Source organism: Myceligenerans cantabricum (genome assembly GCF_054777735.1).
In genome coordinates this window covers 1-11,126 of the sequence record NZ_BAAHAJ010000002.1, presented here as the reverse complement: position 1 = coordinate 11,126, position 11,126 = coordinate 1, and the positions used below count along the sequence as shown (strand labels likewise).

Here is an 11,126-nt window from a genome sequence, read left to right as displayed (position 1 = left end):
GCGTTATGCCCTACCATGGCGTAATGACTCACGTACTCCTAGCCGAGGACGACCCGGCCATTGCCGAGCCGTTGGCGCGTGCGCTCACCCGTGAAGGTTACGACGTCGTCGCGCAAGGAACCGGCAAAGGTGCGATCGAGCACGCGAGCGGTGCGGACATCGTCGTCCTGGACCTGGGTTTGCCGGACATGGACGGTTTGGATGTCGCGCGAGAGATTCGCGGTAGCGGCCTGACGGTCCCGGTCCTCGTGCTCACCGCTCGCGCCGACGAGGTCGACCTCGTCGTCGGCCTGGACGCCGGCGCCGACGACTACGTCACCAAGCCCTTCCGGCTCGCCGAGCTGCTCGCCCGTGTCCGGGCCCTGCTGCGCAGGACGCACGGCGAGACGGGCGAGGAGGAAGAGCTGCACGCGCAGGACGTCCGGGTGGACGTCTCCGCGCACCGCGCGTTCCAGGGGGACCGTGAGCTGCACCTGACCACCAAGGAGTTCGACCTGCTCCGGGTGCTCGTGCAGAACGCCGGCTCCGTCGTCGTCCGCGACACGTTGATGCGGGACGTCTGGGGCTCGGACCCGGTCGGCTCGACCAAGACGCTCGACATGCACGTGTCGTGGCTGCGCCGCAAGCTCGGCGACGACGCGAACGCCCCGCGCTACGTCTCCACCGTGCGCGGCCTCGGTTTCCGCTTCGAGATCGGAGCGAGCTAGCCACATGCGACACCGCATCGTCCAAGCGACGATGGTCGCGGTCGCGGTCGCCGTCCTGCTGCTCGGTGTGCCCTTCGCCATCTTCGGCGCCCGGTTCGTCTATGACACCGAGGTGAAGCGCATCGAGCAGCGGGCCGTCACCTTCGCGGAGGACGTCGCCCGTGAGGCGTCCGTCGTGGGTTTCCAGGGCGAGCTCTCCGACAAGCTGCTCGCCGAGGGCGTCCAGCCCGCGGAGACCGAGACCCCCGCCTATGTGACGGTCAGCCTGCCCAACGGCACGCTCCTCGCAGAGGGCGAGCAGCCCACCGGTCCGACGATCGACGCCTCGTGGAGCACCCAGACCTCGCCGTTCACGGCGGTCACCATCGAGGTACCGGCCTGGCCCGCCTACATCAAGGCCGGTCAGCTGGTCTTCCTCATGCTGATCGGCAGCGCCGCGGCGTTCACCGCCGGGTCGGTGACCGCGGCCTGGCAAGCGGAACGTCTCTCGCGACCGTTCGTATACCTCTCGGGAGCCGCCGAGCAGCTCGGCGCCGGGCAGGTCCGGCCCCGTCTCGAACCGTCCGGCGTGGAGGAGATCGACCTGGTCGCCGCCGAGCTGGCACGCAGCTCGGACCGGCTGGCCGCCCGGCTCGCCGTCGAGCGGCAGTTCACCTCCGACGCCTCCCACCAGCTCCGCACGCCGCTGACCGCACTGACGATGCGGCTGGAGGAGATCACCATCACCTCCGGGGAGCCGGAGGTGCAGGAGGAGGCGCGGATCTCGCTGGAGCAGGTGGAGCGGCTGGTCGGCGTCGTCGACGACCTGCTCGCCCGGTCCCGCAAGGCGCAGGGCGGCACCACGGAGTCCGTCGACCTGGCCGTCGTCTTCCGGCAGCAGCACGAGGAGTGGCGCGACACGTTCGACGCCGAGGGCCGCACCCTCGTCGTCGAGATGGCGCCGGACGAACGCGTGCTCGCCACCCCCGGCGCCCTCGCGCAGACCCTGTCCACCCTGCTCGAGAACTCGCTGCGGCACGGGGCCGGCACCACGACGCTGCGCGCCCGGCCGTCCGGGACGCGCGGGATGGTCGCCGTCGAGGTCACCGACGAGGGCGACGGCGTCCCGGAGGACATGGTGGGCCAGATCTTCGAGCGCGGCGTGACGTCCGGCAACGGGACGGGGCTCGGCCTCGCGCTCGCCCGCGACCTCGTCACCGCCGACGGCGGCCGGCTCGAGCTCAGCCAGCGCACTCCGCCCGTGTTCTCCGTGTTCCTGGCAGGGGTGCCACGCACCTACGACCCGCAGGCAGTGCTCCCGGTCGGGTCGACGGTGTCGTCGCAGGAGAACGGCAAGCGCCGCCGCTGGGGCCGAGCCTGAACGCACCGGCCTGAGCACACCGGCCCGAACGCACGCACCGGTCTGCACGGATCGGGCCGACCGGGTCCGCCTCCGGACGACGTCCGGTGCGCACCGCTCCTGAGCCGACGAGACCGCCGAGGCAGCGGGTCGGTACCCGTGCCCCGGCGGCCGATCTCGCCGGACCGATCTCGCCGGACCAGCTACTCCGAGGCGAGAGCCTCGACCGGAGAGGCCTTCAGAGCCGTGCGGGCGGGGGCGACCGACGCGACCAGTCCCGCGACGAGCGCGACGACCAGCACCACGGTCAGCTCGAACCACGGGACCGTGTACTGGACCTCGCCCATCATGGAGAGCGCGCTGGCGGCGCCGGCCCAGCCGTACAGCATGCCGAGCACGATGCCGACGGCCGCTCCGACCAGGGCGATCAGCATGCCCTCGACGGCGAGCATGCCCCGCAGCTGGGGCTTGCTCAGGCCGATGGCCCGCAGCGTCGCGGACTCGCGACGCCGCTCGATCACGGACAGCGACAACGTGTTCGCGACACCGATGACGGCGATGACCACGGCGACCGCGAGAAGGCCCACGATGACGCCGAGCATGATGTTGATGACCTGCTCGAACGTCGCGCGCTGGGCCACCGGGCCCTGGACGTACAGGCTCTCGTCGTTCAGGGAGTCCTGGACGTCGGCGAGGCCGGTCGTACCGTCGACCTCCGGGTCCAGCGTCGCCCACACCTCGCCGAGCTGCGCCTCGGGAGCGATCCGGGTCAGGTCGTCCAGGGAGACGAACCCGTCGAACCCGGTGGTCGCGACGGCCACCGTGAGCTGCACGGTCTCGCCCTGCCCGGCGACGTCGATCGTGTCGCCCGCCGAGATGCCGAGCTCGTCGATGGTGCCCTCGGAGAGCAGGATCGTTCCGGGTGCGATCGTGTCGGCCACGCTCTCGTCACGCAGCGCGTCGCGCAGCTCCGCAGGTTCGGCGCCCTTCAGCCACCAGGGCAGGTCGCCGCCAGGGGCCCCCTCCAGGGTCACGTCGGCAGCGCTGATCGGCGCCACGCCGTCCACGACGTCGATCTCACCCAGCCGGGCGGGAGTGTCCTGCGACAGCTCCGCGCCGCCGGCCATCACCAGGATGTCCATCGGGAACTGCTCGTCCAGCGACTGGTTGGCGGTGTTCCGTGCCGCGGCCGCGCCGGTCGTCATCGTCATGATCAGCGTGACGCCGATGAGCAGCGCCGTGGCGGTGGCGGACGTGCGGCGCGGGTTGCGCAGCGTGTTCGCAGCGGCCAGGCGGGACGAGGCCCCGGTGCTGCCGACGAGCCGGCCGAAGAAGGCCGCCACCCTGGGCAGCCAGAAGACGGCGCTCATGATCACGCCGATCAGCGACAGCGAACCACCCGCGACCGCGAGCAGCAGCCCAGCCTCGACCTGGTCGTTCATGCCGAGCCAGGTGCCGAGACCGAGGGCGCCGAACCCGCCGAGCATGAACAGCGCCGCGAACACCGCACGAACCCGTCCGGCACCCTTGCGCAGGCTCACGGAGACGGCGGGCCGCAGCGCCGCGAGCGGTGCGACACGGGTCGCGTTGCGGGCGGGCGCGAGGGCCGCCACGAGGGTGACGAGGGTGCCCGCGGCGATCGGGACGAGGACCACCGGGAGCGAGACCGGCACGGTGGTCGGCAGCGGGATGTCGATGACGTCGAACTGCGGCAGCAGGGACAGTGCTGCCTGTACCAGCAGCAGGCCGAAGAGGAGGCCGGTCAGCGAGGCGAGCACACCGAGCACTGCCGCCTCGAGCAGCACGGACCGGTAGAGCTGGCCCTTGCGTGCCCCGATGGCACGCAGCAGAGCCAGCGTCCGGGTGCGCTGGGCGACGAGCACCTGGAAGGTGTTCGAGATGACGAGCCCGGCCACCACGAGCGCCACGACCGCGAAGGCCAGGACGAAGATCAGGTTGACGAGGTTGGTGCCGCCCATCTGGGCGGCCGAGATCTCCTCGGCGCGCTCCGCGACGGTCTGGACCTCGGTGTCTCCCTCGCTCACGACGGCGGACGCCAGCGCGTCACGCGTCTCCTGCGTCGGCTCCCCGCCGGAGAGGACGGACGGATCGAGGATCGCGGCGATCTCCACCGGCTCGCCGTCGGCCAGGTACTCCTCGGTCCACTCCTCGATGTCCTGCGGCATGGCGACGATCGCGCCGCCGCTCATCGCGTACGCGCTGTACGGATCGTCGGTGATGCCGGAGACCCGGACGGCGTCGGCGGCCTCCTCGGCCTCACCCGTCTCAAGATCGGTGGTCACCCAGTACTGGACGTCGAGCTCGTCTCCGACGTTCACCTCCAGGCGTTCCGCCAGCTCGCCGGGCACCGCGATCTCGCCGCTCTCCGAGGGCCACTTGCCCTCGGCCAGCTCGAGCGGCACGAGCCGGTCGTCCTGCGACCGGGCGATCGCCTCGCTGAAGGCGAACCCGTCGCCGCTGTCGAGGTCGACGTAGGCGCTCTGGACGGCGTCGGCAGCGGCGACGCCGTCGGCGGCACGCACGGCTTCGAGGTCCTGGCGCGTCGCATCCCCGCTCGTCGTGACGACGACGTCCGCGTCGGCGTACCTCGCGGCGACGGTGTCCTGGTTGATGCGGGTGACAAGGTTGCCGGCCAGCAACGTCACGGCGACGAACGCCGTGCCGATCGCGATCGCTATGCCGGCGGCGGTCAGGCGCCCGGTGTTGCGGCGCATCTGAGCCATCGTGTAGCGGGCCGTGGGCAGGTGGTTGCGCTTCTGCGGCCCCACCACGGGGCCGGCGGACGAGGTGCCCGCCGCTCCGGTGGACCGTGCTGTCGTGGTGGTGGTCATCGTGCACCAGCCCCGGGGACGACCGGCATGGTGCCCGTCGAGACGTTCGGCTCCAGCGTGCGCAGCGCGTCCAGGCCGGCCAGCGCCGACTCCGGCGTCGGGTCGGTGATGTCTCCGGCGATGCGGCCGTCGGCGAGCAGGACGACGCGGTCGGCGTAGGCCGCGGCGGCCGGGTCGTGCGTGACCATGATGATGGTGCGCCCCAGCTCGCGGACGGAGCGGCGCAGGAAGCTCAGCACCTCGGCACCGGAGCGGGAGTCGAGGTTACCGGTGGGCTCGTCGGCGAAGACGACGTCGGGCTGCGCGATGAGCGCGCGGGCGATGGCGACGCGCTGCTGCTGACCGCCGGACATCTCGGCCGGACGGTGCGTCAGGCGCTCGGACAGGCCGAGCGTCTCGACCAGCGTCCCGAACCACTGCCGGTCCACGGTCCCGCCGGCGAGCTCGACGGGGAGCGTGATGTTCTGCTCGGCGGTGAACATCGGCAGCAGGTTGAACTGCTGGAAGACGAAGCCGACACGTTCGCGGCGCAGCGTGGTCAGGGCGGCGTCGTTCAGTGCGGTGACATCGGTGGTCCCGACGAACGCCTGTCCCTCCGTCGCGGTGTCCAGCCCGGCGAGTAGGTGCATCAGGGTCGACTTGCCGGAGCCTGACGGGCCCATGATCGCGGTGAACTCGCCGGCGGCGAAGTCCACGTCCACCCCGGCGAGCGCGTGCACGGCGGCCTCGCCCGAGCCATAGGTCTTGGTGAGGTCGCGCGCCCGCACGGCACGGGTGCCGTCGACGGGAACGTACACGGTGGTGTCCACAGTGGATCTCCTTGGGAGGAACGGATGATTCAGGTACACCAAAGAATCTACGGATCAGCAGGTCAGGCCGCGTCAGGCGACGGGATGGTCCTGTGCGCCGGCTCTGTCATACCTGGGTCGTACACCACCCTGATCTCGTGGGCCCCTGGCCCTGAGTGGTCCCCCCGAGAACAGCCTTGCGCTACCGGGACGACCGCGTCGTGCGGCACGGACGCCGACGCGCGCCTGTGGAGGTCCCGGGTTGCGCACAGGACCCTGCGCTCCACGGCGCGGCCCGCACGACCGTGCGGCAGCGTGGGCAGCATGTCCGTCCGCGTGACCGTGCACCCCGGGGAGGACGTCGAGCTGTCCGACGGCGTCCCGCCCACCGCCTTCCGAGAACCGCTCGCCGCGCTCGTGCGCCGCCCCGAGCTCCGCCGTGGCGCCCTCCTCGCCGACGGCGCGCCGGTCCCCGACGACTGCCGCGCCGGAGAACGACCGCTGCTCCCGGGCGCCACCCTGACGCTCTCGCGCCGGCGCACCGACCCGGGGGACGACGACGCGGCCGTGCTCCGCGGTCCCTGGGTCCTCACCCGGGCCACAGGACCGCGCGCGGGTGACCTCGTCACCGTGGACGGACCGCGCGGCGTCCTGCGCGGCGTGCGGTCGCTGACCGCCGGAACCTCGAGACGCGGGACCGGCCTGCGTCTGCGGCGGGGAGGGGTGGCGCGGACCCTGGCTCCACCACGGACGGCGGCCGACCCGGCCTGGGCCCTCGGCCTGCTGCCCGCACTCGTCGCGGTGAGCCTGGCCGTCGTGCTGCGGCAGCCCGCCCTCGCCCTGTTCGCGCTGGTGGGCATCGCCGCACTGCTCCCCCAGGCGCTGCGCCGGCGCGCCACCCCTGCGGCGCCGGGCCGCGCCCGACCGCACCGGGCCGGGCCCGCGGCGCTGCTCGCCTTCGCGACCGCGGCACAGCAGGCTGCGCCCGGGACCTGGCGCGGGGCACGCGCCGCCTGGGCGAAGACCGGCACCGTTCCCACCGGGTGGCCGGGCGGGCTGTGGGACGGGCTGCTCGGCGACGGGTCGGTCGCCGTCGTCGGCCCGGACGAACCTGCTCGGGCCGTGGCCCGGGCGATCGTGGCCGACCTCGCCACCGGCGGCCGGCCCGTCCGGGTCCTTGGCGCGACCGGGAGCTGGACCTGGTGCCGCTGGCTCGCGGCAGAGGAGGCGAGCGCACCCGGGGCCGATGCGGCCGTCGGCGGCGCCGCGGTCCTCGTCGTCGACCACGGCTCCCCCGCCGATCACGTCGCCGCGCGCCGTGCCGTCGCCCAGGGGGCGACCGCCGTCGTCGTCGGCAGCACCGACGGCTGTCGCACCGTGGTCGCCGTCCGGGACGGGCAGCTCCACGTCACCGGCCCCGAGGTACGGGACCACACCCGGCCGCTGGTGGGCGTCACCACCGAGTGGGCCGAACGGTTCGCGCGGCGCCTGGCCGGCGCCCGGCACCTCGGCCGCACGGTGCCCGCGCTCACCACCGGCGAGGGCGCGACCACCGGCGCGCACCTGCCCGACGACGTGCCGCTCGGCTCCCTGCACGGCCTCCGCGAGCCGCACACGGGTGGTCCGTCGCTCACCGGAGGTGCGCCACACGCCGGAGGTCGGCTCACCGGTGGTCCGGAGCCCCGCACCGGCGGCTGGGCGGTCCCGCTCGGCCGCACCGCGACCGGCACCGTCACCTGGGACCTCGTTGCCGACGGACCGCACCTGCTCGTCGCCGGCACCACCGGCTCGGGCAAGTCCGAGGTACTACGTGCCCTGGTGCTCGGGCTCGCCCTCCAGCATCCGCCGGACCGCCTGGCGCTCGGCCTCGTCGACTTCAAGGGCGGTGCCGGCCTCGGTAGGCTCACGGGCCTCCCGCACGTCGTCGGCCAGGTCACCGACCTGGACGCGGCGCTCGCCGCGCGGGCGCTGACCGGCCTGCAGGCCGAGCTGCGGCGCCGCAAGGTGCTCCTTGGCGAGCACGGGGTCGCGGACATCGCACCACTCGCGCCCGGCGTGCTGCCACGGCTGGTCGTGGTGGTCGACGAGTTCCGCGCGCTCGCCGACGAGCTGCCCGACTTCCTGCCCGGACTGGTCCGGATCGCCGCCCAGGGCAGGTCCCTGGGTGTGCATCTCGTCCTCGCGACCCAGCGGCCCGCCGGTGCCGTCAGCACCGACGTCCGGGCGAACGTCACCGCGCGGCTCGCGCTCCGGGTCACCGACCCGCTGGAGTCCCGCGACGTCGTCGGCTGCGCTGATGCGGCGACCCTGCCGGTGGATCGGCCTGGCCGGGCGGTGCTGCGCATCGGCTCGGACGCGCCCGTGGTGCTCCAGTGCGCCCACACCGGCAGGTCCGGAGCGACGACACCGGTACGCCGCGCCGTCCCGTTCGGCCGACGGGCACGACCCGACCGGTCCGTCCACCCGGTATCAGCACCCGAGCCGGTACCCGCGCCTGAACCGGCGGCGGGCACCCCCCTGCCGACGGCCGGCCCGGAGCCGGCGGCCGACCTGGTCGCGGCGGTCCGGAGTACCTGGGCCGATCCGCCTCGGCACGCCCCGCTCTGGCTGCCGCCGCTCCCGGACCACGTGTCGCACGCCGGCGTGGCCGGCCACGCCGGCACCGGCGAGCCGGGCCTCCCCCTCGCCCTCGGCGACCTCCCCGAACGGCAGCGTCGCACGGCGGTCCACTGGGATCCGGCGGAGGGAAACCTGGCCGTGGTCGGCCGCGCGCGATCGGGCCGGTCCACCGCGCTCGCCGCTCTCGGCGAGGCCGCGCTGGCCCGCGGCATGACCGTCCAGGCAGCCCTCTCCACCGGCTCCGAGGACGGCCCGCTGACCGCCCTCGTGAAGGACCGCGGCCTGGTCCTGACCGACGTCGGTACGCGACCTCCCGCACCGGCGGCCGGCCCGGACCTCCTGCTGATCGACGACCTCGACGCGGTCCGCGCGGCCCGCCCCGGCTGGGAACCTCCGCCCGGCGTCCCGGTCGCCGTCGCCACCCGCAACCCGGCGGCCGTGCACGCCTGCGGCGTCGGGCCACGGCTCGTCATGCTGAGCCGCGACCGCGCCGACGACATCGCCCTGGGCGCCCCAGCACCCCTCGCGGGATCCGGCGGCGTCCCCGGGCGTGCCGCGTGGTGCGGCCGGACCGAGACGGTGCTCTGCCAGGTCGTGGGGCCGGCTCAGCCGAACCGGTCCAAGCCCGTCATGCGGGCCGGCGGGTCCGGCTGAGGCCGTGCCGCGCAACCGGACAGGTGGTCAGCCGAGCCACCACTTCTGGTTCGCGCCACCGTGGCACTCGTGGATCACGAGCCGCGTTCCGTCGTTGCCGTTCCAGCCCTGGACGTCGACGCACTTGTTCGCGGCCACCGACACGAGGTCGCCCGCCCCGGAGAGCACGAACTGCTGGGCGATGTTGCCGCTGCAGTTCACGATCTGCACCGGTGTGCCGTTCGCCGGGTCGCCCCAGGCGAGGTCCATGCACAGGCCGCCGGCACGGACGGTGCCGTCGCCGTGGAAGGTCCAGCGCTGCGCGGCGGTGCCGTTGCAGGTCCAGAGCTGCAGCGGGACGCCGTCCGAGAAGTTCGAGTTCGGGACGTCGATGCACTTGTTCTGGTAGCCGACGATCGGTCGCCCGCTGCCGCCCCCGCCGCCGGTCGTGGTGAGGCTCAGGTTGTAGTTGTTCAGGATCGGGTTGATCGGCTGGTAGATGAACCGGCCGTTGCTCGAGCAGTCGCCGATCCGCCCGGACGTCACGCCCTGCGCCTGGTCACCGGAGATCACGGAACCGCCGGAGTCGCCGCCCTCGGCACAGGCCGAGCCCGTGGCCATGCCGGGGATGTCACCGTTCCCGTAGTTGATGGTGACGTTCTTCTCCTGGATCACGCCGCAGCGCCATCCCGTCGTCCGCCCCGAGCGGCACACCGCGGCGCCGATCGGCATCTCGTTCGACCCCGCGACCGCAGCCCTGCCGCCCGAGTAGTTGTTCACGGCGGCGGTCGGCGTCCAGTTGCCGTTGGTCCGGACCCAGGCCCAGTCGTGCCCCGGGAACTGCGAGCCCGCGTAGCTGCCGAGTGCCGCACCGTCCGGCGCGTTGACCGCGTTCCCGGTGCTGCCGCAGTGCCCGGCCGTCACGAACCCACCCGTGACGGCGAAGCCCACGGAGCACAGCGTGACGTAGCCGTCACCGGTGGGGCGGTGGAACTCGTTGCCGCCCACGATGTCACGCGCGGGCTCGGGCGCGACGTCGGACTTCTCCACCCGCAGGACGTCGGCCGGCACGCCCGCCTCGGAGGCGAGCTCCCTCGCCGCGGCGGTGTCCGCGGCCTCGATCACCACGGCGTTCGTCACGGGGTCGGCGTACCAGGCGTGCACCGAGTCCGGAGCGACGGCGTCGTCGAGCGCGTCCTTCCACGCCGTGAGCTCGTCGAGGTCGTGCTCGACGACGACGGCGTCCGCCCCAGCCTTGCGCACCTGCTTGGCCGCGGCCTTCGTCGTGACGGCCACACGGACGTCGTCGGCGCTGTCCGGCACCCACGTTCCCGCGTAGTCGTCGCCGAGAGCCGCGGTGAACTGCTCCTCCATGCCCGCGGTCCGGGCGTCGAGCGCGAGGCGCTCGGGGATCTCCTCGGGTGCGAGGTCGAGGTCGCGCTCGAACGCCTCGACCTGCTCGGGCGGGAGGCCGAGCGCGTCGGCCACCGACGGCTCGGGTGTGGGCGACTCGGCACCGGTGGCCGGGACTCCGACGAAGGCGACGCCGGCCACCACGGTTCCCGCGGCCAGGGCGATCGACGTCACCGCTGTCATCAGCTTGCGACCGGATCTGCTCGACGATGTGGGCATCTGCTGCTCCCTCGTTCTGAGGCCGCGGACGGCCATGGGTGTGGGGGTTGTGGTGAACGGGGACACGACGACGTCGGGGTGCCCGCGCACCATCGATACGCACGCCTTTGCACGCATCTCATGAGGGCCACCGGCGATGTTAGCGACGGCGTCATCCCCGCTGAACAGCGGCCTGTGGATGGTGTGGAAACCACCTACCGGCCCCACCCGAGGGTTCGCAGAAGAAGCCGCGGTGCGAGCACGCGAGCAGGAAATCGCCTTCCGATCACAGTCCGGCGTCAAAGAGGTTCTCCGATTGACACCCTGCCTGCCGGGCCGTTGCATGTAAGGCAGGTCACGGGTCCACAGGGATCCGACCGGTCGCCGGGCGACATCTGACGGAAAGCACCTTTGCCTCACAGCCGTCCGGCGTCACACCCTTGTACGACCCAAGGAAGGCTCAGGGCTCGATGATGCGAGTGAATCGGAAGTCGACAGGCGTGGTGGCTTCGGTCGCTGTGCTGGGTCTGATGTTGGCGGCGTGTGGTAGCGGCGCGGAGTCGGATGGTGCTGGTTC

Annotated in this window: 6 protein-coding genes; 3 read left to right on the top strand and 3 right to left on the bottom strand. The window is 73.0% G+C overall.

The features are described 5' to 3' along the window. The first annotated feature begins 23 nt into the window (after window positions 1–23). Entirely contained in the window at window positions 24–707 is a 684-nt protein-coding gene (locus ACYU96_RS01585) for a response regulator transcription factor (protein WP_192862964.1), read from the top strand. 4 nt (window positions 708–711) lie between these two features. Continuing rightward, the gene (locus ACYU96_RS01580) at window positions 712–2,067 is read left to right on the top strand and encodes a sensor histidine kinase (protein ID WP_460748454.1); all 1,356 of its coding nucleotides are present in this window, start codon (window positions 712–714) and stop codon (window positions 2,065–2,067) included. Between the two features lie 182 nt (window positions 2,068–2,249). Here the strand turns inward: ACYU96_RS01580 and ACYU96_RS01575 are convergent, their stop codons facing one another. Together ACYU96_RS01575 and ACYU96_RS01570 are read right to left on the bottom strand one after the other, a co-directional pair. Next, window positions 2,250–4,898, bottom strand: coding sequence for an ABC transporter permease (locus ACYU96_RS01575; RefSeq protein WP_460748452.1), 2,649 nt, complete (start codon window positions 4,896–4,898; stop codon window positions 2,250–2,252). Then, the gene (locus tag ACYU96_RS01570; RefSeq protein WP_460748449.1) at window positions 4,895–5,707 is read right to left on the bottom strand and encodes an ABC transporter ATP-binding protein; all 813 of its coding nucleotides are present in this window, start codon (window positions 5,705–5,707) and stop codon (window positions 4,895–4,897) included. The genes ACYU96_RS01575 and ACYU96_RS01570 overlap by 4 nt, the downstream gene beginning before the upstream one ends. 303 nt (window positions 5,708–6,010) lie before the next feature. Here ACYU96_RS01570 and ACYU96_RS01565 point away from each other — a divergent pair, with 303 nt between their 5' ends. Then, window positions 6,011–8,959, top strand: coding sequence for an FtsK/SpoIIIE domain-containing protein (locus tag ACYU96_RS01565; protein WP_460748446.1), 2,949 nt, complete (start codon window positions 6,011–6,013; stop codon window positions 8,957–8,959). A gap of 27 nt (window positions 8,960–8,986) precedes the next feature. Here ACYU96_RS01565 and ACYU96_RS01560 read toward each other — a convergent pair whose 3' ends face one another. After that, window positions 8,987–10,570, bottom strand: a complete 1,584-nt coding sequence (locus tag ACYU96_RS01560; RefSeq protein WP_460748443.1) for a ricin-type beta-trefoil lectin domain protein — start codon at window positions 10,568–10,570, stop codon at window positions 8,987–8,989. Window positions 10,571–11,126 lie beyond the last annotated feature (556 nt).

What these genes read in the sequence shown, in the direction of transcription:
- ACYU96_RS01585 (WP_192862964.1), top strand. Translation starts at nt 24, where the DNA reads ATGACTCACGTACTCCTAGCCGAGGACGACCCGGCCATTGCCGAGCCG.
- ACYU96_RS01580 (WP_460748454.1), top strand. Translation starts at nt 712, where the DNA reads ATGCGACACCGCATCGTCCAAGCGACGATGGTCGCGGTCGCGGTCGCC.
- ACYU96_RS01575 (WP_460748452.1), bottom strand. Translation starts at nt 4,898, where the DNA reads ATGACCACCACCACGACAGCACGGTCCACCGGAGCGGCGGGCACCTCG.
- ACYU96_RS01565 (WP_460748446.1), top strand. Translation starts at nt 6,011, where the DNA reads ATGTCCGTCCGCGTGACCGTGCACCCCGGGGAGGACGTCGAGCTGTCC.
- ACYU96_RS01560 (WP_460748443.1), bottom strand. Translation starts at nt 10,570, where the DNA reads ATGCCCACATCGTCGAGCAGATCCGGTCGCAAGCTGATGACAGCGGTG.